Source organism: Thermophilibacter provencensis, from assembly GCF_030372065.1.
In the GTDB taxonomy this organism is placed as follows: domain Bacteria; phylum Actinomycetota; class Coriobacteriia; order Coriobacteriales; family Atopobiaceae; genus Thermophilibacter; species Thermophilibacter provencensis_A.
In genome coordinates this window covers 72,136-97,255 of the sequence record NZ_JAUDEA010000005.1, presented here as the reverse complement: position 1 = coordinate 97,255, position 25,120 = coordinate 72,136, and the positions used below count along the sequence as shown (strand labels likewise).

The window sequence follows — 25,120 nt, the reverse complement described above, 5'->3', positions numbered from 1 at the left end:
AAGCATGGCAGAGCAGAAGCGCGCGGACTACGCGTCAACGCGCCCACAGGCAACGGGCGCCTGGGTCGCGGGCGTTGAGGAGGGCAGCCCCGCCTGGGAGGCGGGCATCGAGCCCGGCATGCGCATCGTCTCCGTGAACGGCGTCGAGCCCCGCGACATCATCGACTGGCGCTGGGAGGCAGACGACGCATGCTGCGAGCTCGAGGTCTTTGACCCGCGCGACGACACGACGACCCCCTGCGAGCTCTGGCGCGAACCCGGCCAGGACTGGGGCGTCGACTTCACCGACGTGCTCTTTGACGGCATTCGCACCTGCGTGAACGCGTGCCAGTTCTGCTTCATGGCAATGCTGCCGCCCGAGGCCCGCGCCACGCTCACGCTGCGCGACGACGACTACCGCCTCTCGTTTTTGCAGGGAAACTTCGTCACCCTCACCAACGTCACGGACGACGAGGCCGAGCGCATCATCACCTGCGGCCTCTCCCCGATGAACGTCTCCATCCACGCCATAACCCCCGAGGTCCGCCGCTCGCTCATCGGCCGCCACGCCCAGCGCGGCATCGACGTGCTCGAGAGGATCCTCTCCGCCGGCATTGAGGTTCACGCGCAGATCGTGCTCTGCCCGGGCATCAACGACGGCGAGGAGCTGCGCGCCACGCTCGACTGGGTGGAGGCTCGCCCGGGCATCACCTCGCTCGCCATCGTCCCACTCGGCTACACCAAGCACAGCCGCCGCTTCCACAGCTCGTACTCCGACGACCTCGAGGCGTCGCGCAACGTGGTGTGCCTCCTTGAGCCCTATCAGGCCCGCGCGCGCAAGACGCTCGGCATCACGCGCTTCCAGCTCTCGGACGAGTTCTACGTGGACGCCCAGCTGCCCGTTCCCGCCGCGGAGACCTACGACGGCTACCCGCAGTTCTACGACGGCATCGGCATGCTCAGGAGCTTTCTGGACGAGACGGCCCTCGTCGCGCGCGAGCGCGCCCCAGAGCTCGCTCAAATCGACGCGCGGCTTGCCGAGAAGAGCCTCCAGGCGCTGCTCGTCTGCGGCGAGGCCGCGCGCGAGACGATCGACGCCTTCTGCAAGACCGCCTCGCCGGCGGGCCGCGTGCGCACGTTCGCGATACGCAACGACTACTTTGGCGGGGACGTCAACGTGACGGGGCTCATCGTCTCGGAGGACCTGCTCGCCCAGCTCCCCGAAGGCCTCGCCGGGACCCTCGTGGTCCTTCCCGAGGTCATGTTCAACTTTGACAAGCTCACGCTTGACGGGGACACGCAGGCCCGCATCCTCGATGAGCTCGGGCACCGCGGCGCGGCGTGCGCGGTAAGCGTCCCCAACCCCGGAGACTACCTCGACGCCCTTCTCGCCGCGCTCGACGGTAAGCGCCCCTAGGCGCCCACCATCCGCTCGATCTCTGTCCGAACGGCCTCGATCTGCGACGCCGGCGTGCTGGCGCCGGCCGTGATGCCAATGAGGTCCGCGCCGGAGAACCACTCGGCACGCAGCTCGTCAGCACCCTCAACGTGATGCGTCCTGGGGCAGCACGCCGCGGAGATCTCCGCAAGACGCGTGGTGTTGGCAGAGATGCGCCCGCCGATGACGATCATCACGTCCGCCTCGCGCGCGAGCCGCTCGGCGGCGGCCTGGTGGCCGGACGTTGCCTCGCAGATGGTGTTGATGACGCGCACCTCCTCGGCCACGCCGAGAAGCGCCTCGACCACCTCGGCAAGAAGCGCGCGGCGCGCCGTCGTCTGCACCACAACGCCCACCTTGCGCGCGTGCGGGAGCGCAGCGGCCTGCTCGGCGGAGCCCACCACCACCGCGCCGGGCGCGTGCGGCAGCGTTGCCTCCACCTCGGGGTGACCCGCCTCCCCCACCACGACGACCTGGTAGCCCTCGCTCGAGAGGCGCTCCGCCGCAAGGTGGACCTTCTTCACAAAGGGGCACGTGGCGTCGAGCACGCGGGAGCAGAGCTCGCGCGCCCGCGCCTCCTCCTCGGGAACCGTCCCGTGCGTGCGCAGGAGGAGCGTGTCGCCGGCCGCCTCCTCAGGCGAGCCCACGGCGTCCACGCCGCGGGCGGCAAGATCGGAGATGACGCGCGGGTTGTGGATGAGGGGCCCGAGCGTGTGAACCACGCCCGCGCCCTCCGCCGCGGCGGACTCCACCATCTGGAGGGCGCGCTCCACGCCGTAGCAGGCGCCCGCCTCGCCGGCAACGCGAATCTCGGGCATCAGTCCCTCACCTCGGGGTGCTCGGCACGCAGGTCGTTGCGCAGCTGGTAGACGCGCTCCATACCCGTGCGCTCCATCTCGGCGAGCTGCTCCTTGCGCTTCTGGGCGGAAAGGTCGCCCCACTCGATGGGCTCCCCCACCCGCATGAGCACGGGTCGCCTAAAGCGCAGGTGACGGGCACCAATGATGGCGATGGGCTGAACCGGTGCCTTGGCGAGCTGGGCCATGATGGCGTAGCCGCCGTGGGGCTTCTCGTCCGCGTCGTCGCGCACGCGGGTACCCTCGGGGTAGATGAGCACGCACTCGCCGCGCATGAGCATGGCGCGGGCGCGGCGGACCGTCTTCATGTCCGCGGTGCCGCGCTCCACGGGAAAGCCGCCTGCACGTGAGAAGAGCCACGTGGCGGGCCTGATTCGGTCAAAGTCGCTCTTGTAGACGATGCGCACGGGAACGTGCGCGAGCCACATCGTGACCACGACGACCACCGGGTCGAGCATGGACTCGTGGTTCATGATGAGGATGCGGCCGCGCGCGTCATTCAGCAGGCGCTCGGCGCCCTCGATCTTCCACGGCCACAGGAACTTGGTGATCACCCAGAGGATGCGCACGATCGCTCCGATGAAGAGCCGCCCGGGAAGCGGGTGCTCGCGGATGTCGTGGTCGTAGTAGTCGTCAAAGCTGTTGCCCGCAAAGGCGCGCATGCGGCCCCCGGCCTGGGCGGCGTCGTCCTTCTCGGCCATTAGGCGCTCCTCTCGGCACGGGCGGCAAGCTCGGGAGAGAGGGCGAGGATGGTCGCGACCACCTGCTCAAAGGAGAGGTCGGAGGAGTCAATGCGCACGGCGTCCTCGGCGGGGCGCAGGGGGGAGGCCTCGCGCGTGGAGTCGTATTCGTCGCGGCGCACGAGGTCGGCAAGAATCGCCTTCTCGGCGGCCTCGTCAACGACAACGTTCTCCCCCGTCGCAAGGTTGCCCCCACCGCGCTGCACGGCGCGACGGCGCGCGCGGGCCTCGGGCGAGGCGCTGAGAAAGACCTTCACGTCCGCGGCGGGAAAGACAACGGTGCCAATGTCGCGCCCCTCGGCGACCACGTCGCCGCGCTCGCCCGCGCGGCGCTGGAGGGCAACCATGACCTCGCGGACGGCGGGGTTTGCGGAGACGGGAGAGACCGCAAGCTCGACCTCGGGGGTGCGGATCTGGCTCGTCACGTCCTTCCCGTTGGCGCGCACGCGCTGGCCGCCCTCGTCCGTCTGGAACTCGATGTCGATCTCCCGGGCAACGCGAGCGACGGCCTCGGCGTCCTCGGGGTCAACGCCGCCATCGAGGCACGTGAACGCAACGGAGCGGTACATGGCGCCCGTGTCCAGGTAGGTAAGGCCGCAACGGCGCGCCACCTCGCGCGCGACGGAGGACTTTCCCGAGCCGGACGGCCCGTCAATGGCAACGATCACTGGTGCTCCCTTCCTTTGCAGAGCGCCTCGAGCGCCCTGGTCTCATTCTCGCTCAGCTCGCGCCACGCGCCCTCCACAATTCCGGAAAGCGCGAGCGGCCCAAACGCGTCGCGGTGCAGACGGAGCACCTTATGGCCCACCGCCTGCATCATCTTCTTCACCTGGTGCTTGCGGCCCTCGTGGATGGTGAGCCCCACCACCGCGTTCTTCTCGCCGCCTCCCGTACGGCCCGCGCCATGGGGAGCCACCACCGAGAAGAGCGGGTCGCGCGGCGAGAGGAGCTCCGCGCGCGCCGGGGCGGCAGGCCCGTCCTCGAGCATCACGCCCGCGCGCAGCCGGTCAAGGTCGCGCTCGTCGGGCGTCCCGGAGACGAGGGCAACGTAGTGCTTGGTCACGTGGCGCGACGGGTGAAGCAGCGCCTGCCCGAGGTCACCGTCGGTCGTGAACAGCAGGAGGCCCGTGGTGTCCATGTCAAGCCTGCCCACCGGGTAGAGGCCGGGGTGATCGGCCACGGGAACGAGGTCGGCCACCGTCGGGCGACCGTAGGGGTCGCTCATCGTGGTGAGGTAGCCCACGGGCTTGTAGAGCATGAGGCAGGTGGGACCCGTCGCGATGCGGCACTCCACCCCGTCGACGGTCACCACGTCATGGGCCGGGTCGACCTTGCTGCCAAGCTCGCTCACCACGACGCCGTTCACGCGCACGCGGCCCGCGGTCATGAGCCGTTCCGAGCCGCGCCTGCTCGCAACGCCCGCGCGCGCGAGAAAGCGCTGCAGGCGCATGGGGTAGAGCCCGTCCTCACGGATGGGATCACTCATCTTCGCTCACGCCCGTTTCCCCGGAAGCGGAGCCGGCGGCATCGTCGGCGACCCCATCCTCGTCGTAGTCCTCGAGCAGCGCGCGCTCCTCGTCGATATCTGCCTCCGCCTCCTCGAGCGTCGACTGGATGGAGCGCCCGGAGAGCCGCTCACGGATGAAGCGGCGGGACTCCTCATCGGGGGCAAAGTCCTCGAGCGGCGGCAGCTCGCGCAGGCTCCTCAGCCCAAAGTGCTCGAGGAAGAGGCGCGTGGTGCCCCAGAGCTGGGCCTGGCCGCGGTCCCTCTCGCGACCGACCTCGCGAACGAGGCCCTTCTCGCGAAGTGAGGCGATGACGCCGTCCGAGTTGACGCCACGGATGGCGCGCACGCCCTCGCGCGTGACGGGCTGATGGTAGGCGATGACGGCGAGCGTCTCGAGGGCGGCCTGAGAGAGGCGACGCGTGTCCCAGGAGAGCACGTAGTCCGCAACCTGGTCATGGTAGGCGGGGTGCGTGAAGAGCCGCCATCCCCCAGCCACCTCGCGCAGCTGGAAGCCGCGGTTGGCGTCCTCGTATTCTGCGGCGAGCTCGGCGAGCGTGGAGGCAACCTCCCCGGGCTCCGCACCCGCAGCGCGCGCGAGCTCGGTGGCGGGCACGGAGTCGTCAGAGACGAGCAGCAGGGCCTCGAGCAGCCCCTTGAGCGAACCAGACTCGAGCCTCTCAAGTCCTGGCATGGTCATCACCTCTCGCTGGTCGCAACAGCCGCCGGGGCGGCGGAAACGTCGGTTTGCTGGGGATAGTCGCCCTCGGCCTCAATCTCGGCGAGAACGGACTCGTCGAGCTCGTAGGGCGCGGCACCCTCAACGTGATCGATGAGGATGTCACCGAAGAGCTCGTCCTGGCGGATGGTGGCAAGCCCGCGCTTGTAGAGCTCGAGGATGGCGAGGAAGTTGGCCACAACGACCTCGGGCGTCTCCTGCCCGTCAATGAGCTCCGAGAAGCTCACCCGGCCGCGGCCGCGCACGAGCCGGTCGACGGCGGCAACGGTGAGCGCAACGGGAAGACGCTTGGGGGCCACGTGCTCCGCCTCAAGCAGGAAGGTCTCTCGACGGCTGTCGATGTCCGCACAGATGACGGCGAGGCTGCGCAGCGTGATGCCCTCGAGATAGTCCGGCATGAGGCCCAGGAACTCGGGGTCGGGCCCGATGGTCCTGGGGTGCATGCGACCCTCTGCCTCCGCACGGGCGGCGAGAGCCGAGGCGGCGCCCCTGAACTGCTTATAGGCAATGAGGCGGGCAATGAGAACCTCGCGCGCCTCGTCGGGGGTAAGCCCCTCGAGGTCGTCGCCCTCCTCGTCAAGCTCGTCCACCGAGCGCCTGATCGCCTCGTCGGGAACGAGCGACGCGGCCTTGATGTCAAGAAGCGTTGAGGCAACGAGGACAAAGTCGCTCGCGACGTCGAGGTCAAGGTCGGCCATGCGCTCGACCTCCTCGAGGTACTGGTTTGCGACCTCGGAGATGGAGATGGAGCCAATGGTGACCTTCTGCCTGCTCACCAGCTGGAGAAGCAGGTCAAAGGGACCGGAGTAGGTCTGGGTGCGGACGCGGTACGACACGGCCTACACCCCCGTTGCCAGCGTGACGAGCGCGTCATAGAACCTGCCCGCGGTGGCGTTGAGATAGATGCCGAGCGGGTCAAAGCCCAAGACGGTGGGCAGAACGTAGAGAATGAGGATGAGTCCCACCATCGCGTACTGGCTGAGCTCGTAGAACTTTCTTCTCGCATCCCCCTTGAGGAAGAAGAGGACCACCTTGGAGCCGTCGAGCGGCGGGAAGGGAATGAGGTTGAAGAAGCAGAGCACCAGGTTCACGTAGACGTAGGTTGTGAGCAGATCGAGGGTGCCCCCCACCAGTTCGAGGGAGAGCGTGCCGGATGCGTAGGCGCCCGGAGCAAGGGACCAGAACGCGCCGAGAAGAGCCGTGCCAACGAGCGCCTGGAGCACGTTGGAGGCAGGCCCCGCCAAGGCAACGAGGAGCTCGTCCCTGCGCGGGTGGCGCAGCCGGTAGGGGTTATAGGGCACCGGGCGCGCAAAGGCAAAGACCGGCCCGCCGAGAAATGCCATGATGAGCGGCAGCAGAACTGAGCCAAAGCCGTCGAGATGGGCGCGCGGATCAAGCGTGAGGCGGCCCGCCTCCTTGGCCGTGGGGTCCCCGAGACGATAGGCAACCCACCCGTGGGCGACCTCGTGCACGATGGCCGAGAACATCACGAGGAGCACGGTCACCGCAATGGAGACGAGCTGTTCGGTTGAGTAGAGCACGGCCTCTCCCCTCTCGCGGCGCTAGCGCAGCGAGGCAGAAACGCGACAGCAGATCCAGTCGAGCACGAGCAACACTATAGCAACGATGGCAAAGTCTCCCCTGAAGGCGCCCTCAAAGGGCGTCTGAAAGACGAAGAGACCGCTCATCGGAGCCGGCATGAGCTGAGAGATGAGTGAGTTGACCGGCAGGAGCAGCGCACGAGGCCCCGCGGGCAGCACGGCATCTGCCACGACAAGCGCAACGAGCACCCAGGCGCATACCCTAAGCACCCGTGCGAGCACGCGAAGAAGGCTCGGGAGCAGGGTCCTACTCACCCAGGGCCTCCTCGAGCTTCTCGGTGAGCTCGAGCCACTCCTGCTCGAGCGCGGGGACCTTCTTTGAGAGCGCGGTGTACTCGGTCATGCACTCGTCGAAGCGCTTGGCATCGTTGTAGAGCTCCTGGTCGGCCATAAGGGCCTCAAGCTCCTTCAGACGCGACTGCGCGGGCTCAAGGGCAGCCTCGACCTCACGTAGACGGTCGCGCTCGGCCTTGAGCGCGCGGTTCCTTCGGTTTCTCTCCTCGGCCTCGGCGCGGCGCTGCTCCTTCGTCTTGACGTTGCGGCCCGTCGTCTGAGAAGTCTCAGGCTCAAGCTTAGCCGCAGCCTTGGGTGTGGTCGCAGGCGCCTCCCCCTGCTCGCGCGCCTCAAGCTCGGCGCGCTTGTAGAGGTAGTAGTCGTAGTCACCCTCGTAGACGGTCACCCTGTGGTCGCGCACGTCCACGACCTTGTTTGCCACGGCGCGCACGAGGTGCTCGTCGTGGGATATGAGCACGATCGTGCCCTTGAAGTCCACGAGCGCGCGCTCCAGAACGTCAACGGAGTCGATGTCGAGGTGGTTGGTCGGCTCGTCGAGCAGCAGTAGCGGGTCGGGCGCCACAAGCATCTTTGCCAGGGCAAGGCGCGCTCGCTCGCCACCCGAGAGCACGCTCACGCGCTTGGTCACGTCGTCCCCGTGGAAGAGGAAGGCGCCGAGCAGGCGGCGCTCCTCGGAGGTGGTCCATCCGGGGGCCGCCTCGTCCATCTCTCCGAGGACGGTGTTGCCCTCGTTGAGCTGCTCGAGCTGGTGCTGGGCGTAATAAGCCTGCGTCACACTCTTGCCAAGGGAGACGCTGCCCGAGTCCGGAGAAAGCTTGCCGTTGATGAGCTTCATAAGAGTGGACTTGCCGGCGCCGTTGGGTCCCACGAGCACCACGTGGTCGCCACGATACAGCTTGAGGTCAACGCCCGAGTAGACGTGGTTCTCGCCAAAGGACTTTGAGACGCCCTCGAGCCTGATGACCTCGTCGCCCGTGCGCGGAGGCTCGGGGAACGAGAAGTGCACCTTCTTGGTTCCCTCGGGAAGGATGACGAGCTCGCTCTTGATCTGCTCGATCTTCTTCATGCGCTCCTGCGCCTGGGCGGCCTTCGTGGGCTTGTAGCGGAACTTGTCCACGAAGACCTGCATGTGGGCAATCTCGCGCTCCTGCGCAGCGCGCTTGGCTCGCATCTGCTCGAGGTTGTCCTCGCGCTGCTTGAGGTAGGAGCTGTAGTTGCCGGTGTAGGTGGTGAGCCTGCGGTTCTCCACGGCGGCAACGTGGGAGACGCAGGCGTCCATGAAGGCGCGGTCGTGAGAGACGAGAAGGACGGCGCCGTCGTAGCCAGCGAGGAACTGCTCGAGCCACTTGACGCTCTCAAGGTCGAGGTGGTTGGTCGGCTCGTCGAGCAGCAGCAGGTCGGGGTGACGCAGCAGCAGCTTGGAGAGGGCGATGCGCATCTGCCAGCCGCCGGAGAACTCCCGGGCCGGCTTGTCGAAATCCTCCACGGGAAAGCCGAGGCCGCCCAGGATCTGACGGGCGCGCGCCTCGAGCTCGTAGCCGCCCAGGCGCTCAAAGCGGTCCTGCGCGTGGCCGTAGCGCTCCAGCAGCGCATCGAGCTCTGGGCCGGGAGCGGTCTCAGAGATCTTGCGCTCGAGCTCGGCCACCTGGCGCTCGACGTGCTTGACCTCGTGCGCGGAGTCAACCACCTCGGCAAGCGCGCTCTTCTCGCCCGCAAGCTTGGTCTCCTGCTCGAGGTAGCCCACGGTCGTGTCGCGCGCAAAGCTCACCGTGCCCTCGTCGGGGCCCTCCTCGCCCATGATGATGCGCAGGAGCGTGGTCTTGCCAGAGCCGTTGGGACCCACGAGTGCCCAACGCTCGCCGGCGTTGAGCTGGAGCGTGGCGGCGGTGTAGAGGGTTCGTCCACCAAAAGACTTGGTAATCTTGTCTGCGAGTGCGATCACGTGCTTATCCTTGTGCTAGTCCGCGATGGTGAGGTGGATCGCAAAGCCAGCGATCTGCTCCTTGAAGTAGATGAGGTAGGTGCGGCCGGAGCCGTCAGGGCAGAGGGTGCGGGAGCGCTCGTCAAACTCGATGCCGCGCGACTCGTACCAAGCGATGGCGGCATCGATGTCGTTAACGTGTAGGCCGATGTGGCCCTTCTCTCCCCGACCGCCGTTGTTCATGACCTCAACGAGAGTGCCGGCAAACGCGGAGACGGGGAAGGGTTCCTCGCCCCGCTCGATCCCGAGCAGCGCACAGAGGAGGTTGGCCACGCCCTCGGCCTCCTGGGGGCTCTGGGCATTGATGCCAACGTGGGCGATATGCAGGTCAAACAGATCGACCGGACTCTCTGCGGTCATGATGTCCCCTCTCGTCGAAGCAAACTCTATGAGTATATGCCACGCCACGGATCATCAGCAGCAACCTCACGAGGAGTCCGCAGAATGTCCCGGCGGCCCAGGGGGCGTCCCTCAACTAGCGGTGTGGAGAATCGGCTCTTCTCGTGGTCAAGCTCCTTCTTGTGCCGAAGGCCCCTTCTGACTATAGAATGGTTGCGTGAGACGCCACGCCCCCACGGGCGAGTACTAGAGAGAGGGTCACATGTCGGCCACGAGAAAGGTCGCCGCGCTCGACGGACTGAGAATCCTCGCCATTGCGGCAATCATCGTCTATCACGCCAACGCCACCTGGCTTCCGGGCGGCTACTTTGGCGTCACCGTCTTCTTTGTCCTCACGGGGTATCTCATCACGCTCTCCATCGAGCGCAGCATGTCCAAGAAGGGCGGCTTTGACTATCTTCGCTTCATGGTGCGGCGCGTTGCGCGCATGCTTCCCTCGATGCTCGTGCTCGTGGGCGTGGTGGCCCTTCTCTGCGCGCTCTTCTCGCAGGCGCTTCTTCCCAAGGTCAAGACCGACGCCATTCCCGCGCTGCTCTTCTTTGAGAACATCTACTACATAGTCCGCAACGTCTCGTACTTTGCTGCCGCGGGCCTCCCCTCGCCGCTCACCCACCTGTGGTTTGTGGGCGTGACGATGCAGTTCTACCTTGTCTGGCCGCTTTTGCTGCTCATTCTCTCCAAGGTCTTCAAGAAGCGCAGCGTCGCGGCGGGCGCGGTCGCCGTCCTCGCGATTGCCTCGACGGTGCTTATGGCCGTGCTCTATGACCCGCTGGGAGACACCAACCGCATCTACTATGGGCCGGACACGCGTGCCGCGGAGCTGCTCGTGGGCGCATGGTGCGCAATCATCACGCGTGGCAAGGGCTGGAACATCACGTGGGACGCGGGGTCCGGAAAGCGCGCCGCTCGTCGTCAGCTGCCGTGGTGGGTCTACGACCTCGCGGGCGTGGCCGCGATTGCGGGAATCGTCGTCATGATGGTCACCCTCAACGGCTACTCCGAGTTTGCCTACCGCGGGGGCATGCTGCTCGCGGCCGTGCTCACGGCCATCGTCATCGGCGTGGTGTCGCGCCCGTCCGTCGGGCTGCTCTCGGGCCTTCTGGGCCTCGCTCCGCTCTCGGGCGCAGGCAAGCGCGGCTTTGCCCTCTACCTCTGGCACTACCCATTGCTGCTCATCATGAACCCGGCAACCAGGACGACGGAGCTCCCCTGGTGGGGCTGGGTGATCGAGTTTGTTGTCATCGCTGTTGCGGCGGAGCTCTCCTACCGGCTCATCGAGCGCAGCGACCACACGCCCAGGCTTGTCGGAGGGCTGCGCCTCTCTCACGCGCTTCAGGCTGCCGCGCTTGTGGGCGTTCTTGTTGTGAGCCTTGCCCCCATCAGCGCCGAGCAGACGGGGGTTCCAACCGATCAGCAGGGAACGGATACTCAGATGGCACAGTTCAACCCCGAGAAGGACGCGTACGACGCCACCGGTACCTACCTCGTGAACACCGCCTTTGCGAGCGCGCTCGACACCATCAACCGCCTGAACTACGACGTTGACGTTGAGACGGGCGCCACCGACGCCAACGTGCTGCTCGTGGGCGACTCCGTCTCCCTGGGCGCCGCCACGCAGTTCCAGCGCGTCTTTCCCAACGGTTGGATCGACTCCGAGGTTGGCCGCCAGCTCGGAACCGGCCTTGACGTGTACAACCAGTGCGTTGCCGACGGACACGGCGCGGACGTCGTCGTCTTTGCCCTTGGCAACAACGGCGTGGCGCGCGAGGACCAGGTGAAGGCGCTCATTGACGCCGCCGGCCCCGACAAGAAGGTCTACCTCGTGACCACGCGCGTCCCGATGGCGCTGCAGGACATGAACAACGAGCTCTTCAAGAGCGTTGCGGAGCAGTACGACAACGTCGAGGTCATCGACTGGTATGCGGAGAGCGCGGGCCACGACGAGTACTTCTGGAACGATGGCACGCATCTGCGCCCCGAGGGCGCCGAGGCGTACGTGATGATGCTCCGGCGCGCAATCACGGGCCGCTAGCACGTTCTTCTCGCTGTGAAAGCGCGGGTCGGTGCCCTGGGGGCGTCGGCCCGCGCTATTTTTGCGAGCCCGTCTGCGAGAATCGACGCCATGCCGCTGGGTGCATCCACCAGATGCATTCGCCAGGTGCATCCGCCAGGTGCATCCCGCACCACGCCAGTTCCCCGCCAGGTGTATCGACCCGACGAAAATAGCGCGCCGGGTGTATCGACGTGCGAATACACCTGGAGCATACACCTGGCGCACATAAACAAAAACGACGACCCTCAGGGGTCGTCGTCGCAGAAACCATGGTGGGCCCTGAGGGATTCGAACCCCCAACCCAGGGATTATGAGTCCCCTGCGCTAACCGTTGCGCCAAGAGCCCGTTGTAAAAAAGGCGGCGACCGAAGCCGCCGCCGTCATTTACATGGTGGAGATAAGGGGGTTCGAACCCCTGACCTCGTGACTGCCAGTCACGCGCTCTCCCAACTGAGCTATATCCCCATTTGGTGCGGAAGTAACTATACCAGAGTGAGCGCTCGCGTCAACAACTTTTTTGAGACGGAGGGACCTCGCAAACCTTTCAAAAGCGTCACGCTAGCGTAAGCCAAGCTCATGGCCCCCGGTAGGCGCTCTCGTCACAATACAGTCAAGGCGAAGGGAGGGTTCATGAGGTCATTTCTGAGGCTGCTCCGACGGGTTCTTTTCGCGGCACTTGTTTTGGCGCTCTTGGCGGCATTGGCACTCACCTGGCGCGGCTATGCGCTCTATCGAGAGGCACTCAAGGCAAGCTCTCTTGAGCAGACCGTTGAAGAAGTGCGCTCTCAACCCGGTTTTGTCGCCATGGAAGATCTTCCGGAGACGTACCTCCGCGCGGTTGTGGCTATTGAGGACCACCGTTTCTACGAACATGCTGGCATTGATGTCATCGCAATCGGACGGGCCGCCTGGCACGACCTCACGACGCTCTCCCTCGAGCAGGGCGGGTCCACCATAACGCAGCAGCTCGCGAAGAACCTCTTTCTCACACAGGAGAAGGACCTCTCGCGGAAGGTAGCCGAGGTATTTCTCGCCTTTGACCTTGAGGCGCACTACGACAAGAGTGAGATCTTGGAGCTCTATGTCAACACCTCCTACTTTGGGGACGACTGCACGGGCATCGGGGAGGCCTCGAGCCGGTTTCTGGACAAGACCCCGAGGGAGATGACGTCCTGCGAGTGCGCGCTCATGGCGGGGCTTCCCAACGCGCCGAGCCTGCTTTCTGAAGACATGGAACTCGCATGGAGACGCGCGCGTTTGGTTGCCGGGCAGATGGAGAAGTACGGTCTCGTTGATTCCGCGTCTTCGGTGTGCCCCTGAGCTGCGCGTCTTGCTTCTCGACCACAGTTTTGTCGCAACCGGCAAATTTGTCGTGCCATTGGGGCCAAGTTCTGATAAGATGCTCTAGCGCACAAGCGCGGGCGATTGGCTCAGGGGTAGAGCACTTCCTTCACACGGAAGGGGTCGCTGGTTCGAATCCAGCATCGCCCACCACATGGGGATATAGCTCAGTTGGGAGAGCGCGTGACTGGCAGTCACGAGGTCAGGGGTTCGAACCCCCTTATCTCCACCATGATTTACACGACGACGGTCTTCTCGGGCCGTCGTTTTTCGTATGCGCTCAGGCACATGCGTAACCAATGGGTCCACAGATGGAACGGGGCATCTCTCATGCTGAGCGAGAAGGACTTTGACGACTGGGCAGGCACCTACGACGAGTCGGTCGAGTGCACGGAAGCCGCGGACGCCTACCCATTTGCCGGCTACGACCGCGTCATGAACGCCATTTTTGAGCGTGTGACAACCGTGGCCGGCGCACGCGTGCTTGACCTCGGCTTTGGGACGGCAACCCTTACGAAGCGCCTCTACGATGCCGGCTGCGAGGTCTATGGGCAGGACTTCTCGGCTCGCATGGTCGAGGTGGCGCAGGAGAAGATGCCGGGCGCGCTGCTCGTCCAGAGGGACTTCTCGAGCGGCCTGGCGCCAGAGCTTGCCTCCCGCACCTATGATGCCATCGTGGCAACGTACTCGCTCCACCACCTTGACGACAAGGGAAGGCGAGGACTCATTGGCTCGCTGATCCCGCTGCTATCTGAGGGCGGCTGCCTCTACATCGGAGACGTTGCCTTTGAGACGCGTCGGGAGCTCGAGCAGTGCCGCGCCGCCGTGGGAGACGCATGGGACCCCGACGAGATCTACTTCGTCTATGACGAGCTTCGAAACTTCTTTCCCGCGGCGACGTTCGAGCGCATGTCGTCGTGCTCGGGCATCATCTCGATTCCTAGCGAGAGTCGCTGCTGAATGGCGCATAGACGGCGTTTCGAGCGGCTACTTTCGATTTGATCCCAGGTGTATGCGCCAGGTGTATTCGCACCTCGATACACCCGGCGCGCTTTTATCGTCGGGTCGATACACCTGGCGGGGAACTGGCGCGGGTCGGGATGCACCTGGCGGATACACCTGGTGAATGCACCCAGCGGCATGGCGTCGATTCTCAAGAAAGTCCGGCGAGAAGGACTCGCTACCCCCAGAGCAGGTCGCGCGTGACGTCGACCACCGTGGCCGAGCCGCACATCTCCATGGCGTCCGCAAGCTCGGCGCGCAGCTGGGCGAGATACGCGCGCACGCCGTCCTCTCCCCCGCCAAAGGCCGCCACCACAAAGGGACGACACACCAGGCACGCCCGCGCCCCCAGGGCAAGCGCACGGAACACGTCGAGACCGCTGCGGATGCCGCCGTCGACCAAGACCTCTACCCTCTCGCCCACCGCATCAACAATGGCAGGGAGAGCCGCTGCCGTGGCCGGCGTACCGTCCAGAACGCGACCTCCGTGGTTGGAGACCACAATTGCGTCCACGCCCGCCTCCGCGGCCCTGAGCGCCGCCGCAGGCGTCATGACGCCCTTGAGCACAAAGGGAACGCCGCCTTCGTGACAGCGCGTCGCCACGTCCGCAATCTGCGCCGCGGACTTTGCGCCGGCCGGTGGTTGCTGTCCGCGCAGAAACGGAAGGCCCGCCGCGTCGATGTCCATGGCCACAGCCGCGGGACGTGCCGCAAGGGCCTCCTCGAGCTTGTGCCCCAGCGTGACCTCATCCCAAGGCTTAACGGTGGGAACGCCGGCGCCGCCGAGCTCGTCGATGAGGCCGCACGCCTTGGTCATGATGGAGCCGTCGAGGCCGTCACCGGTCCAGGCGAGCGTGCCCTCCCCCGCCGCCGCGGTGAGTACGCAGCGGTTGTACGAGACCGTGTCGTACTTCTCGCCGTAGTGGCGCTGAACGTCGCCGACGGGGCCGATCATCACGGGGAGCGAGAGCTCGCGCCCCAGCACGGTCGTGCGCGTATCCGCCGAGAAGAACTCGTGCAGGGTGTCCATGTTCACGGAAACGCTCTGCCAGGCACGCCAGTTCTTCTCGGCAACGTGGCCCACGCCCTTGTCACCGGGACCGGGCATCACGCCCGCGCAGGCACGCCCGTCACAGACGGGGCACGCCTTGCAGAAGGGCCCGATGTTCCCGCGTGCCGCGGCGGCGAGCTCAGCGTAGCTCATGAGAGCTCCTCTCGATAGAGGGGTGCCCCGGCAAGAGGGACCGGGGCACGTGATTCAAAAGGATGATTCAAAGGGGGTCTGTCCCCTGCTGAATCAGGCGCGAGCGGGGACGACGCGCTCGGTGAGCCAGGACGCAACCTCGTCAAGCGGCACGTCGAAGCGCTCGCCGGTCTCACGGGCCTTGACCTCGGCCATGCCGTTTGCCACGCCGCGCTTGCCCAGGATCACCTGGTACGGGATGCCAATGAGGTCGGCGTCGGCAAACTTGACGCCCGGGCGCTCCTTGCGGTCGTCGAGAAGGACCTCGAGGTCGGCAGCAGAGAGCTCGCCCACGAGCTTCTCGGCAACCGGCGTGACCACGTCGTCGTTCACGGCCAGCGGCACGACCTCCACCTCGTAGGGCGCCACGCAGACGGGCCAGGAGATGCCGTGCTCGTCGTTGTGCTGCTCCACGACGGCGGCCAGCGTGCGGGAGACGCCGATGCCGTAGCAGCCCATGAGGAACGGGCGCTCCACGCCGTCCTCGTCCGCAAAGGTGGCGCCCATGGCCTCGGAGTACTTGGTGCCGAGCTGGAAGACCTGGGAGATCTCGATACCGCGGGCGCTCTTGAGGGCGGCGCCGCAGTGCGGGCAGGGGTCGCCGGCCTTCACGCTCACGAGGTCGGCCCACTCGTCAACCTCAAAGTCGCGGCCGGGGCGGGCGCCCGTGAAGTGGTAGTCAACCTCGTTGGCGCCGCAGGTCCAACTCTGGCTCTCGCGCAGGGACTCGTCGCAGACCAGGCGCACTCCCTCGGGCAGGTCAACGGGCCCGATGAAGCCCTTGTGGAGGCCCGCCAGCTCGAGTTCCTCGTCCGTCATGAGGTGGTACGCGCCAAAGAGCTTGCCCGCCTTGATCTCGTTGAGCTCGTGGTCGCCGGGGACGATGGCAACGACGTTCGTGCCGTCCTCGGCAACGAGCGCGAGGGACTTGCGCGTGCCGTTCTCGGGGAAGCCGAAGAACTCCGCCACCGCCTCGATGGTGCCCAGACCGGGCGTGTGCACCTTCGTAAGCGTGCCATCGCCGGGGCCCTCGGTCACGGGGACCTTGGTGGCGGCCGCCTCGACGTCCGCCGCAAAGCCGCAGTCGCAGTAGACGAGCTCAGCCTCGCCGGAGTCCGCGAGCGCCATGAACTCAACGGAGGTGTCGCCGCCAATCTGGCCGGAGTCGGCCACGACGGGCAGCGCGTAGATACCGCAGCGCTCGGCGATGCGCGCGTAGGCGGCCTTCTCCTGCTCGTAGCACTCCTGCAGGGACTCCTGCGTGGCGGAGAAGCTGTAGGCGTCCTTCATGATGAACTCGCGGCCGCGCATGAGGCCAAAGCGCGGGCGCATCTCGTCGCGGAACTTGTCCTGGATCTGGTAGAGCGTGCACGGGAGCTGCTTGTAGGAGCGAAGCTCGTTCTTCACGAGGTCCGTGAAGGTCTCCTCGTGAGTGGGGCCCAGGGCAAACTCGCGGCCGTGACGGTCGGAGATGCGCATGAGCTCCGGTCCGTAGGCGTCCCAGCGGCCGGACTCGTGCCAGAGCTCGGCGGGCGTGAGGATGGGCACCATCATCTCCTGGGCGCCGATGCCCTCCATCTCGTCGCGGATGACGGACTCGATCTTGGCGATAGAGCGCCATGCGAGCGGCAGGTAGCTATAGAGGCCGGCGGCGGTCTTGCGAATCATGCCGGCGCGCAGGAGCAGGCGGTGGCTCGCAAGCTCGGCCTCGGCCGGGTCCTCCTTCAACGTGGGGGCGTAGAGCTGGGACATCTTCTGATAGCGCTTCACGTGCGTTCCTTCCAATCAGCGGTGCAACGCTCACGATTCTACGACAAGCGGACGGCCAGGGCATCCGAGGCCGCAACCCTCACGACTCCCTCCCAAATCCACGTTCCCCCCCCGCCAGGCTTTGTCGTCGCGGAGCCCTTCTCGTGAGCCAAATGGCTGGTTTTGGGCAACAAGTTTGATGCGCATGCGTGGGGAGCGTCCGTCAAGGCCGCGACGGGTAACTGTCAACTGGGCAAACGTCGTCCGCGATCTTCTCAAAAACCGCTTTTTGGACAACAAGAGCCCCAGCACATAAAAGATTGGCCCCAAAACCTGCCGAGAAGAGCACGGGAGGCCATCTGAGGAAACGGGAAGCCTCTCAAAACCCAAAACCGGTAGTTTTTGGACAAGATCAACGCGCCAGAGCACACAAGGACGCAGCGAGAAGAACCTCTACGAGAAGCGCCGCTCGATCTCCGAGAAGAGCTCGTCAACGGCATCGGCCTCGGCAACGGTGCGGATTGGCTCGCCGCCCGCGAAGAGCATCGCCTGGCCGCGCCCGCCCGCAAGGCCGATGTCGGCGCCCTTGGCCTCTCCCGGGCCGTTCACCACGCATCCCATGACGGCAACCGTGATGGGCGCGCGCACGCCGGCAAGGCGACGCTCCACCTCAGCCGCGATGCCCATGAGGTCCCACTGGCAGCGGCCACAGGTGGGACAGCTCACAAGCTCGGGGCGCAGGCGGCGCAGTCCCACGGCCGAGAGCAGGTCCCAGGCCACGTTGACCTCCTCGACGGGGTCGGCCGTGAGCGAGAGGCGCATCGTGTCACCGATGCCCTCCATGAGCAGGGCGCCAATGGCCGCGGCGTTCTTGACGGTGCCCTGGCGCGCGGTTCCGGCCTCGGTCACGCCAATGTGAAGGGGCACGTCGGGGAGCTCGCGCGAGAGGGCGCGGTTGACCTCGACGGTCGTGGGGACGCCGTGCGCCTTGGCGGAGAGCACGATGTCAGAGAAGCCCCTCGAGCGGAAGTGTTCGACGAACGACGTGGCGGAGCCCACGAGCTTCTCCACGTGCGTGAGGTCCTCGCGCTCGGCGAAGGCCGGGTCGAGCGAGCCCGCGTTCACGCCGATGCGAATGGGGATACCGGCCGCGCCGGCCTCGTCGATGACGGCGTCGACGCGCTCCCAGCTCCCGATGTTGCCGGGGTTCACGCGAAGGGCTGCGGCCCCGCGACGGCACGCCTCGATGGCAAGGCGATGGTCAAAGTGGATGTCTGCCACCACGGGAAGCGGCGAGGAGGCGCAGATCTCGGCAAATCCGTCGAGCGCCGCCGCGCTGGGGATGGCAACGCGGATGATCTCGCAGCCCGCCTCGGCAAGACGCGCGATCTGCGCGAGCGTGGCCGCGGCGTCGGCGGTGTCGGTCGTGCACATGGACTGAACGGACACCGGGGCCCCGCCGCCCACCACGACGTCTCCAACCTTCACGGGTCGCGTGAGCTCACGCGGGGCAACGCCCTTCTCAGCCATGGTCCACCTAGCCAATCACAAATCGGAAGATGTCGTTCTTGAGCACGACGACAAAGACAAACACCATGAAGGCCACGCCGATGTAGCTCAGCGCGTTCTGGGCGCGCACGGAGAGCGGGCGGCGGATGACGAGCTGGATGACCTCTATGAGGATCTTGCCGCCGTCAAAGGGCGGGATGGGCAGCAAATTCATGAAGCCAAGGGACATGGAGATGGCCGCCGCAAACATCATGAGGGTGTAGAGCCCGCTCGAGGCGGCCTCGGCGGCCATGGCGGAGATGCCCACGATCGAGGAGGACTGGTCGAGGATCTCCATTGTGCGCGTGGGCACGAGCAGCTGCGCCACATAGCTCGCCGCCTCGCCCGCATAGGAGAGCGTCGCCTGGGCGGCCTCGACAAAGCCCGGGTGATACGTCTGATAAGGCTGCGAGGAGATGCCGAGGGCGCTCGTTTCCTCGCCGTCCGGAAGGTCGATCGTGACGGTCCGCTCCGCCCCGTCGCGCTGGAAGGTGAGCTCGAAGTCGGTCCCGGACTCAAGGTAGGGCTGAAGGGCCAAGACGAGCTCTTCCCAGGTGCTTACGGCCTCGTCGCCAACGGCAACGATGGTGTCGTTCCCCTCAAGGCCCGCCGCGGCCGCGGGGCTCCCCTCCTCAACGCCACCGATGGTGCTCACGTTGGGAATGTAGTCCACGCCGCGAATCATGAACGCGGCGGTCACGATGAGAAACGCCAGGGCGATGTTGACGAGCGGACCGGCGGCGAGCATGGCCACGCGCTTGAGAAAGCCCGCGCCCAGATACGTCCTGGAGCGCTCGAGGGCGAGAAACTCCTCGGGTTCCATGCCCGTCTCGTGCGGGGCCCCGGCGGGGGTGGAGCCGGGAAGCAAGAAGTCATGTTCGCGGTCGTACTCGGTGAGATGGTTGGCATCGCGCTCGAGGGTCTCAAAGGCCGCGGGGTAGTTCTTCTGGTTGGGCGTCTCCCCCAGCTCGGGATCGTAATACGGCCTAATGGATGCCCAGTCGCAGAGAAGCGCCAGGGTCTCGTAGGCGCGGTCGACCTCAACGCCCAGCTCCTCCGCAACACGGGCAGCGGTGATCCTGCCGCTTCTCATCACGAGGTCGAGCGCCGGGGCGAGAAGGTCGTCCTCGGCCGGGACCATGCCGCAGATCTGCGTGTACCCGCCCAAAAGGAAGGGGGTGACGCCAAACTCTGTGCCCACCTTGCGGCTCTTTCGCGAGAGCTTCCAGCGACACGGGAGCCCCAGGAAGAACTCCGTGGCCCTCACGCGAAAGGCGCGCGCCGCCAGATAGTGACCGCCCTCGTGGAGAAAGACGAGCACGGAGAGTACGAGGACGCCCCAGAAGACGGCCGAGAAGACGGAGAGAACGCTGCTCAACGGGAGACCTCCGAAAGAATGGTGCCGGCAAGGGCTCGAGAGCGCGCGTCGCACTCATCGAGCTGCTCCAGGCTCTCTACCCGCTCCGCGCACGTCTTATCCATGACGCGCGACACGATGCGCTCGATATCGAGAAAACCGCAAAGCCCCTTGCGGAAGGCCTCGTTGGCCACCTCATTGGCGGCGTTCATCGCGCACGGCAGCGTGCCGCCCACGCGACCCGCCTCGCGTGCGAGCGCAAGGCAGCCAAAGGTGCGCTCGTCAGCCTCGCCAAAGGTGAGCGGGTCCTCGGCGCACCAGTCCACGCGCGTAGCGCTCGCCTGCCAGCGCTCGGGGTAGCTCAGCGCGTACTGGATGGGAGCGCGCATGTCCGAGCTGCCGAGCTGGGCCTTCACCACGCCGTCGACAAACTCGACCATGGAGTGGATCTTGCTCTGGCGATGCACGAGCACGCGAATGGCGTCGATGGGCTGCTGGAAGAGGTGATGGGCCTCAATGACCTCAAGGCCCTTGTTCATGAGCGTGGAGCAGTCGATCGTGATCTTCTCCCCCATCGTCCACGTGGGATGGGCGAGCGCGTCTGCGGCCGTGACGGAGGCGAGCTCGTCCCTGTTCCGCCCATAGAAGGGGCCTCCCGAGCACGTAAGCCAGATGCGAGAGACGTCCTCGGGGCGCTCACCAACGATGCACTGGTAGATGGCGCTGTGCTCCGAGTCGACGGGAAGGAGGCGCCCAGGCCGTACGAGCGGCATCATGAGGTCACCGCCCACGACGATGGACTCCTTGTTAGCGTAGGCGAGCTTCTTGTGGGCGGAGAGCGCGGCAAACCCGGCATGGATGCCCGCAAAGCCCACGAGCGCGTTGACCACAACGTCAACGTCAGGAAGCTCGGCCAGACGCGTCACGGCCCTGGCTCCAACGCCGAGCTCGCACGAGGCGGGAAGCTCGGAGAGAACGGGGTCCTTGGCGGCGCGCTCGTCTACCACGGCAACGTGGGCAACGCCAAACTCTCGAGCCGCGTCAACGAGGCGACGCGTGGAGCCCATGACGGAGAGCGCGACCACGCGCACCTTATCGGGATGACGCCTGCAGACGTCGAGGGTCTGCGTGCCGATGGAGCCCGAGCACCCGAGGACGGCAACGCGAACGGGCCCCTCCTGCGCGGTGCGCACGGGGCGGTCTTGGAAGATCGTCACAGAATGCCTCCAAAGAGAAGCAGGAAGTACGCGGCCATGCCGCCAAAGAGCATGGAGTCGCTGCGGTCGAGCAGGCCGCCGTGGCCGGGAATGAGGTTGCCGGAGTCCTTCACGCCCACGCCGCGCTTGATGCGCGACTCAAAGAGGTCGCCGATGACGCCCGCAAAGCCAACGACGAGGCCGCAGGCAACGGCAAGCGCGACGTCAAGGTTGGGAACGAGAAAGACGGCGAGCACCACCCACACGATCACGGAGCCCACGATGCCGCCAAAGAACCCCTCGACGCTCTTGCTCGGAGAGATGCGCGGCGCGAGCTTGTGAGAGCCGATGGCGGAGCCGACAAAGTAGGCCATGGCATCGTTGCCCCAGATGGAGAACATGATGCCGAGCGTGAGCAGGGCGCCGGGGACGCCGGCGTCATACACGCGAACGAGTACGATGCTCGAAAAGGCAAGCGAGGTGTAGAGCGGCCCAAAGGCGGTGACGGCAACGTCAGCCACGCTCGCGCGGGGCGTGAACACATACCAGCACGCACACGCCATCAGGAGCACAAAGATGACGAGCGTGAGGGCGAGAAGACCGTTTGCGTAGGCCGCAACGGGAAAGAGCAGCGCCGCCGCGAGCCCGATGGTCTCGTTGGGCATGCGCCCGCCCATGCGGCAGATGCGGAAGAACTCGGAGCAGCACAGCCAGGCCTCGGCCGAGATGAGCACGGTGGTCGTGAGCGGGCCCACAAAGAGGCAGACGAGCGTGACGATGGCGTAGATGGCCCCGGACGTGGTGCGCGTGAGGAGACGCTCGGCGGAGCTTCTCGCCTTCTGACCGGTGAGGTCACCCGCGGCACGCTTGTCCTCCTTGGAGGCACGACGGGTCTCGAGCAGGTCAATCGGACGGTCGAGCCCGTCTCCCCTCGCCTTGCCATCCGCAATCTGGGGCCTTCGCTGCGTCATGAGGTGACGACACCCCCAAAGCGCCTCGAGCGTCCCTGGAAGGACGCGATGGCGCGCAGGAAGTCCCAGCGCGAGAAGTCCGGCCAGAGCGTGTCAGTCACGTAGAACTCGGTGTAGGCGAGCTGCCAAAGGAGGTAGTTGGAGAGCCTGAGCTCACCGGAGGTGCGGATGAGAAGGTCAGGGTCGGGAAGCCCTGCGGTGTAGAGGTTCTTCTCGAGAAGGGACTCGTCAACCTCATTGGGCGAGATCTCGCCCGCGGCAACGCGCTCGGCGACGATGCGTGCCGCGCGAGCGATCTCCGCGCGCGAGCCGTAGTTGACGGCAAGCGCGAACACCATGCCGGTGTGGTCGGCGGTCTCGTCGAGGCCCCTCTGGAACACGAGCCTCGTCTGCTCGGGAAGCGCGGTGAGGTCCCCGAAGAAGCGCAGGCGAACGTTCTCCTGGTGAAAGAGCGGCAGCTCGTTCACAAGCGTCGTGGCAAAGAGGTGCATGAGGAGGTCGACCTCGCGCTGCGGCCGTCTCCAGTTCTCCGTGGAGAAGGCATAGACCGAGAGGACGTCGAGGCCGAGCCTCACGCTCGTCGTGACGGCCTCGCGCAGGGAGTCGACGCCCGCCACATGACCCTGGGAGCGGTCAAGTCCGCGCGCGGTGGCCCAGCGGCCGTTGCCGTCCATGATGATCGAGACATGAGAGGGCACCCGCTCGAGGTCAATGTCCTCGAGGCGGATGTCCTCAGGGGCGTCCGCATAGTACGCCCTGAGCTTATCGAGATCGCGGAACACTAGATCTCCATCACCTCGGCGCTCTTGGTCTTGAGGAGCTCGTCGACCTTGGCGACGTAGGAATCGGTCAGCTTCTGAACGGACTTCTTCTCGCGGGACTGCTCGTCGTCAGAGAGCTCCTCGTCGCGCTCGATCTTGCCGTTAACGTCGCGACGGACGTTGCGAACGGCAACGCGAGCCTCCTCGGCGAGCTCCTTGCACTCCTTGACAAGCTCGCGACGGCGCTCCTCGGTGGGCTTGGGGAAGGGAAGGCGAATGCACACGCCGTCGTTGGACGGGGTGATGCCAAGATCAGAGCTCTCGATGGCCTTCTCGATGGCGCGAAGGGAGCTCTTGTCCCACGGCTCGACGACGAGCATGGACGCCTCGGGGACCTTGACGGCGGCAAGCTGCGTGATGGGCGTGGGCTGGCCGTAGTAGTCAACCAGGATGGGAGCGAGAATCTGAGCGTTGGCGCGACCGGTCCTCACGCGGGCAAAGTTGGCCTTGAGCGTGTCGAGGCACTTGCCCATGTTCTTCTCGGCGCGATCGGTGTACTCACTCATTGCTGTCCTCCTCAACGACGGTCGTTCCAACGTGGTCACCGCTAATGGCCCTCATGAACACGCCGGGCTGCTTGATGTCAAAGACCATGATGGGCATCTTGTTGTCATGGCAGAGCGCCGTGGCGGTGGCGTCCATGACCTTGAGGTCACGGTTGAGAACCTCGCGGTAGGTGATGGTGTCAAAGCGCTTGGCAGAGGGGTCCTTCTTGGGGTCGGCGTCATAGATGCCGTCGACGTTGGTGGCCTTCATGAGGACCTCGGCGTTGATCTCGCAGGCGCGAAGGGCCGCGGCTGTGTCGGTGGTGAAGTAGGGGTTGCCCGTTCCGGCGGCATAGATGGTGATGCGCCCCTTCTCCAGGTGGCGGATCGCACGACGGCGAATGTAGGGCTCGGCGATCTGGCGCATCTCGATGGCGCTCATGACGCGGCAGTCCATGCCGTTGCGCTCAAAGCAGTCCTGGAGGGAGAGCGAGTTGATGACCGTGGCGAGCATGCCCATGTTGTCTCCCTGGGCGCGGTCCATGCCGGCCGCGGCACCGGAGAGGCCGCGGAAGATGTTGCCGCCGCCCACGACGATGGCAACCTGGACGCCGGCCTCCCACACGGGCCTGATCTCCTCGGCGAGACGCTGGGGAACCGCGGGGTCAATGCCATAGGCCTGCTCGCCCATGAGGGCCTCACCGGAGAGCTTGAGCAGGACGCGATGATACTTGATGTCGGACAAGTCTTCCTCCACTTCTGCGCGCGGGGCGAGGGCGCGAGGACGAGAATACCTTCGAGACGTGATTCTAGCAGAGCGGGCGGGCGCACCCCTCCCCACGCTGCCGAGCGCCTACGGTTCACACACGAACGGGGCCGACGCTAGGCGCCGGCCCCGTTCAGACTGCTTGCGATAATGCGTTACTCAGCGTCGCCGAAGACGTAGCGAACGAAGCTCATGACCTCGATCTCGTCACCGAGGGACTTCGCAACGTTCTTGGCGAGCTGGCCGATGGTAACCGAGCCGTCCTTGACGAACTCCTGCTCGGTGAGGACGCTCTCCTTGAAGTACTTCTCGAGGCGACCCTGGGCCATGCGCTCCTGGATGGCCTCGGGCTTGCCGGACTCGGCAGCCTGGGCCTTGTAGATGGCGAGCTCGTGCTCAATCACGTCGGCGGGGACGTCATCACGACGAGCGGCAACGGGAGCGGCGGCGGCAACCTGCATCGCAACGTCGTGCGCGAAGCTCTTGAACTCGTCGGCAGCGGCGGTCTCGGCCTTGCCGAGCTTGAAGCTCACGATGTCGGCGAGCTTGCCGCCAAGGTGGACGTAGCTGCCCAGGGCACCATCGTCGGCGGTGACGCGCTGGAAGCGGTTGATCTTCATGTTCTCGCCGATGACGTGAATCATCTCGGTGAGCTCGGCGTCAACCGTAGACTCGCCCATGGGGCAGGCCTTGAGGGCCTCAACGTCGGCCGGGTCGTTCTCGGCAACGATCTTGGCGAGGTCAAGGGCAAAGCCGGTGAACTTGGGGTTGTTGCCCACGAAGTCGGTCTCGCAGGTGAGCTCGAGAAGGGCGCCGAGCTTGCCGTCCTCAGAGACGTAGGCGGCGATGGTGCCCTCGTTGGTGTCGCGGCCGGCGCGCTTGACGGCCTTGGCGATGCCCATCGTGCGAAGGATGTCAACGGCCTTGTCGATGTCGCCATCGGCCTCGACGAGGGCCTTCTTGCACTCCATCATCGGGGAGTCGGTCATCTCGCGGAGCTGCTTGACAAGGGCGGCGGTAACCTGAGCCATGGTTGTCTCCTCTTTCTCTTGGATG

General features: G+C 65.8%; 24 protein-coding genes and 4 tRNA genes. 6 read left to right on the top strand and 22 right to left on the bottom strand.

The features are described 5' to 3' along the window. Positions 1-4 precede the first annotated feature (4 nt). Positions 5-1,396, top strand: coding sequence for a DUF512 domain-containing protein (locus tag QUW25_RS04745; protein ID WP_289511070.1), 1,392 nt, complete (start codon positions 5-7; stop codon positions 1,394-1,396). On the opposite strand, the gene ispH is transcribed toward QUW25_RS04745, so the two are convergent. From ispH to QUW25_RS04695, 10 genes are read right to left on the bottom strand one after another with little or no spacing between them, the layout of a single operon-like run. Then, positions 1,393-2,235 (bottom strand): 4-hydroxy-3-methylbut-2-enyl diphosphate reductase, encoded by an 843-nt coding sequence (gene ispH, locus QUW25_RS04740; RefSeq protein WP_289511069.1) that lies wholly within the window; start codon positions 2,233-2,235, stop codon positions 1,393-1,395. The genes QUW25_RS04745 and ispH overlap by 4 nt on opposite strands. Then, positions 2,235-2,975 carry a lysophospholipid acyltransferase family protein gene (locus tag QUW25_RS04735; protein WP_289511068.1) on the bottom strand — a complete coding sequence of 247 codons (741 nt, stop codon included), beginning with the start codon at positions 2,973-2,975 and terminating at the stop codon, positions 2,235-2,237. Before QUW25_RS04735 ends, ispH begins: the two co-directional genes overlap by 1 nt. Then, positions 2,975-3,682: a (d)CMP kinase gene (gene cmk, locus QUW25_RS04730; protein ID WP_289511067.1), complete on the bottom strand. Its 708-nt coding sequence runs from the start codon at positions 3,680-3,682 to the stop codon at positions 2,975-2,977. The genes QUW25_RS04735 and cmk overlap by 1 nt, the downstream gene beginning before the upstream one ends. Beyond that, complete coding sequence (locus tag QUW25_RS04725; protein ID WP_289511066.1) at positions 3,679-4,500, bottom strand: pseudouridine synthase; 822 nt, start codon at positions 4,498-4,500, stop codon at positions 3,679-3,681. Before QUW25_RS04725 ends, cmk begins: the two co-directional genes overlap by 4 nt. After that, positions 4,493-5,212 (bottom strand): SMC-Scp complex subunit ScpB, encoded by a 720-nt coding sequence (gene scpB / locus QUW25_RS04720; RefSeq protein ID WP_289511065.1) that lies wholly within the window; start codon positions 5,210-5,212, stop codon positions 4,493-4,495. The genes QUW25_RS04725 and scpB overlap by 8 nt, the downstream gene beginning before the upstream one ends. Before the next feature lie 5 nt (positions 5,213-5,217). Then, positions 5,218-6,093, bottom strand: a complete 876-nt coding sequence (locus QUW25_RS04715; protein ID WP_289511064.1) for a segregation and condensation protein A — start codon at positions 6,091-6,093, stop codon at positions 5,218-5,220. A 3-nt stretch (positions 6,094-6,096) separates the two neighbouring features. Then, positions 6,097-6,798 carry a site-2 protease family protein gene (locus QUW25_RS04710; RefSeq protein ID WP_289511063.1) on the bottom strand — a complete coding sequence of 234 codons (702 nt, stop codon included), beginning with the start codon at positions 6,796-6,798 and terminating at the stop codon, positions 6,097-6,099. Between the two features lie 21 nt (positions 6,799-6,819). After that, positions 6,820-7,113: a hypothetical protein gene (locus tag QUW25_RS04705; protein ID WP_289511062.1), complete on the bottom strand. Its 294-nt coding sequence runs from the start codon at positions 7,111-7,113 to the stop codon at positions 6,820-6,822. Then, the gene (locus QUW25_RS04700) at positions 7,106-9,094 is read right to left on the bottom strand and encodes an ABC transporter ATP-binding protein (protein ID WP_289511061.1); all 1,989 of its coding nucleotides are present in this window, start codon (positions 9,092-9,094) and stop codon (positions 7,106-7,108) included. The genes QUW25_RS04705 and QUW25_RS04700 overlap by 8 nt, the downstream gene beginning before the upstream one ends. Positions 9,095-9,109: 15 nt before the next feature. Further along, positions 9,110-9,493 carry a VOC family protein gene (locus QUW25_RS04695; RefSeq protein WP_289511060.1) on the bottom strand — a complete coding sequence of 128 codons (384 nt, stop codon included), beginning with the start codon at positions 9,491-9,493 and terminating at the stop codon, positions 9,110-9,112. Between the two features lie 241 nt (positions 9,494-9,734). Here QUW25_RS04695 and QUW25_RS04690 point away from each other — a divergent pair, with 241 nt between their 5' ends. Then, positions 9,735-11,564 carry an acyltransferase family protein gene (locus QUW25_RS04690; protein WP_289511059.1) on the top strand — a complete coding sequence of 610 codons (1,830 nt, stop codon included), beginning with the start codon at positions 9,735-9,737 and terminating at the stop codon, positions 11,562-11,564. A gap of 291 nt (positions 11,565-11,855) precedes the next feature. Here the strand turns inward: QUW25_RS04690 and QUW25_RS04685 are convergent. Continuing rightward, positions 11,856-11,931, bottom strand: a tRNA-Ile gene (locus QUW25_RS04685). Between the two features lie 43 nt (positions 11,932-11,974). Then, positions 11,975-12,050 (bottom strand) — tRNA-Ala (locus QUW25_RS04680). Between the two features lie 111 nt (positions 12,051-12,161). Here QUW25_RS04680 and QUW25_RS04675 point away from each other — a divergent pair. From QUW25_RS04675 to QUW25_RS04660, 4 genes are all read left to right on the top strand, one after another. Beyond that, a complete protein-coding gene (locus QUW25_RS04675; RefSeq protein ID WP_354003624.1) occupies positions 12,162-12,905 on the top strand; it encodes a biosynthetic peptidoglycan transglycosylase in 744 nt (247 codons plus the stop codon). A gap of 99 nt (positions 12,906-13,004) precedes the next feature. After that, a tRNA-Val gene (locus QUW25_RS04670) sits at positions 13,005-13,079 on the top strand. Between the two features lie 3 nt (positions 13,080-13,082). After that, a tRNA-Ala gene (locus QUW25_RS04665) sits at positions 13,083-13,158 on the top strand. 98 nt (positions 13,159-13,256) lie between these two features. After that, complete coding sequence (locus QUW25_RS04660) at positions 13,257-13,886, top strand: class I SAM-dependent methyltransferase (protein WP_289511057.1); 630 nt, start codon at positions 13,257-13,259, stop codon at positions 13,884-13,886. 220 nt (positions 13,887-14,106) lie between these two features. On the opposite strand, the gene QUW25_RS04655 is transcribed toward QUW25_RS04660, so the two are convergent. The 10 genes from QUW25_RS04655 to tsf all read right to left on the bottom strand — a co-directional run bounded on the left by QUW25_RS04655 (position 14,107) and on the right by tsf (position 25,095). Beyond that, on the bottom strand, positions 14,107-15,132 hold the full coding sequence (locus tag QUW25_RS04655; RefSeq protein ID WP_289511056.1) for an alpha-hydroxy-acid oxidizing protein: 1,026 nt from the start codon (positions 15,130-15,132) through the stop codon (positions 14,107-14,109). Between the two features lie 93 nt (positions 15,133-15,225). After that, positions 15,226-16,941 (bottom strand): proline--tRNA ligase, encoded by a 1,716-nt coding sequence (locus QUW25_RS04650; protein ID WP_436317678.1) that lies wholly within the window; start codon positions 16,939-16,941, stop codon positions 15,226-15,228. 432 nt (positions 16,942-17,373) lie between these two features. After that, a complete protein-coding gene (gene ispG / locus QUW25_RS04645) occupies positions 17,374-18,450 on the bottom strand; it encodes a flavodoxin-dependent (E)-4-hydroxy-3-methylbut-2-enyl-diphosphate synthase (protein ID WP_289511055.1) in 1,077 nt (358 codons plus the stop codon). 7 nt (positions 18,451-18,457) lie between these two features. Continuing rightward, complete coding sequence (locus QUW25_RS04640; protein ID WP_289511054.1) at positions 18,458-19,846, bottom strand: site-2 protease family protein; 1,389 nt, start codon at positions 19,844-19,846, stop codon at positions 18,458-18,460. Further along, a complete protein-coding gene (gene dxr, locus QUW25_RS04635) occupies positions 19,843-21,042 on the bottom strand; it encodes a 1-deoxy-D-xylulose-5-phosphate reductoisomerase (protein ID WP_289511053.1) in 1,200 nt (399 codons plus the stop codon). Before dxr ends, QUW25_RS04640 begins: the two co-directional genes overlap by 4 nt. Beyond that, complete coding sequence (locus tag QUW25_RS04630; RefSeq protein ID WP_289511052.1) at positions 21,039-21,992, bottom strand: phosphatidate cytidylyltransferase; 954 nt, start codon at positions 21,990-21,992, stop codon at positions 21,039-21,041. Before QUW25_RS04630 ends, dxr begins: the two co-directional genes overlap by 4 nt. Then, on the bottom strand, positions 21,989-22,774 hold the full coding sequence (locus QUW25_RS04625) for an isoprenyl transferase (RefSeq protein WP_289511051.1): 786 nt from the start codon (positions 22,772-22,774) through the stop codon (positions 21,989-21,991). Before QUW25_RS04625 ends, QUW25_RS04630 begins: the two co-directional genes overlap by 4 nt. After that, positions 22,774-23,319 carry a ribosome recycling factor gene (gene frr, locus QUW25_RS04620; RefSeq protein WP_289511050.1) on the bottom strand — a complete coding sequence of 182 codons (546 nt, stop codon included), beginning with the start codon at positions 23,317-23,319 and terminating at the stop codon, positions 22,774-22,776. Before frr ends, QUW25_RS04625 begins: the two co-directional genes overlap by 1 nt. Next, positions 23,312-24,043, bottom strand: a complete 732-nt coding sequence (pyrH, locus tag QUW25_RS04615) for a UMP kinase (RefSeq protein WP_289511049.1) — start codon at positions 24,041-24,043, stop codon at positions 23,312-23,314. Before pyrH ends, frr begins: the two co-directional genes overlap by 8 nt. Before the next feature lie 176 nt (positions 24,044-24,219). Then, positions 24,220-25,095 (bottom strand): translation elongation factor Ts, encoded by an 876-nt coding sequence (gene tsf / locus QUW25_RS04610; RefSeq protein ID WP_289511048.1) that lies wholly within the window; start codon positions 25,093-25,095, stop codon positions 24,220-24,222. Positions 25,096-25,120: the final 25 nt, after the last annotated feature.

Excerpts from the sequence above, each read along its gene's own strand:
- ispG (WP_289511055.1), bottom strand. The coding sequence starts at position 18,450 with ATGGCTGAGAAGGGCGTTGCCCCGCGTGAGCTCACGCGACCCGTGAAG.
- QUW25_RS04655 (WP_289511056.1), bottom strand. The coding sequence starts at position 15,132 with ATGAGCTACGCTGAGCTCGCCGCCGCGGCACGCGGGAACATCGGGCCC.
- QUW25_RS04630 (WP_289511052.1), bottom strand. The coding sequence starts at position 21,992 with ATGACGCAGCGAAGGCCCCAGATTGCGGATGGCAAGGCGAGGGGAGAC.
- QUW25_RS04675 (WP_354003624.1), top strand. The coding sequence starts at position 12,162 with ATGGCCCCCGGTAGGCGCTCTCGTCACAATACAGTCAAGGCGAAGGGA.
- QUW25_RS04745 (WP_289511070.1), top strand. The coding sequence starts at position 5 with ATGGCAGAGCAGAAGCGCGCGGACTACGCGTCAACGCGCCCACAGGCA.
- QUW25_RS04735 (WP_289511068.1), bottom strand. The coding sequence starts at position 2,975 with ATGGCCGAGAAGGACGACGCCGCCCAGGCCGGGGGCCGCATGCGCGCC.
- tsf (WP_289511048.1), bottom strand. The coding sequence starts at position 25,095 with ATGGCTCAGGTTACCGCCGCCCTTGTCAAGCAGCTCCGCGAGATGACC.
- QUW25_RS04725 (WP_289511066.1), bottom strand. The coding sequence starts at position 4,500 with ATGAGTGATCCCATCCGTGAGGACGGGCTCTACCCCATGCGCCTGCAG.
- QUW25_RS04660 (WP_289511057.1), top strand. The coding sequence starts at position 13,257 with ATGCTGAGCGAGAAGGACTTTGACGACTGGGCAGGCACCTACGACGAG.
- ispH (WP_289511069.1), bottom strand. The coding sequence starts at position 2,235 with ATGCCCGAGATTCGCGTTGCCGGCGAGGCGGGCGCCTGCTACGGCGTG.
- frr (WP_289511050.1), bottom strand. The coding sequence starts at position 23,319 with ATGAGTGAGTACACCGATCGCGCCGAGAAGAACATGGGCAAGTGCCTC.
- QUW25_RS04695 (WP_289511060.1), bottom strand. The coding sequence starts at position 9,493 with ATGACCGCAGAGAGTCCGGTCGATCTGTTTGACCTGCATATCGCCCAC.
- scpB (WP_289511065.1), bottom strand. The coding sequence starts at position 5,212 with ATGCCAGGACTTGAGAGGCTCGAGTCTGGTTCGCTCAAGGGGCTGCTC.
- QUW25_RS04690 (WP_289511059.1), top strand. The coding sequence starts at position 9,735 with ATGTCGGCCACGAGAAAGGTCGCCGCGCTCGACGGACTGAGAATCCTC.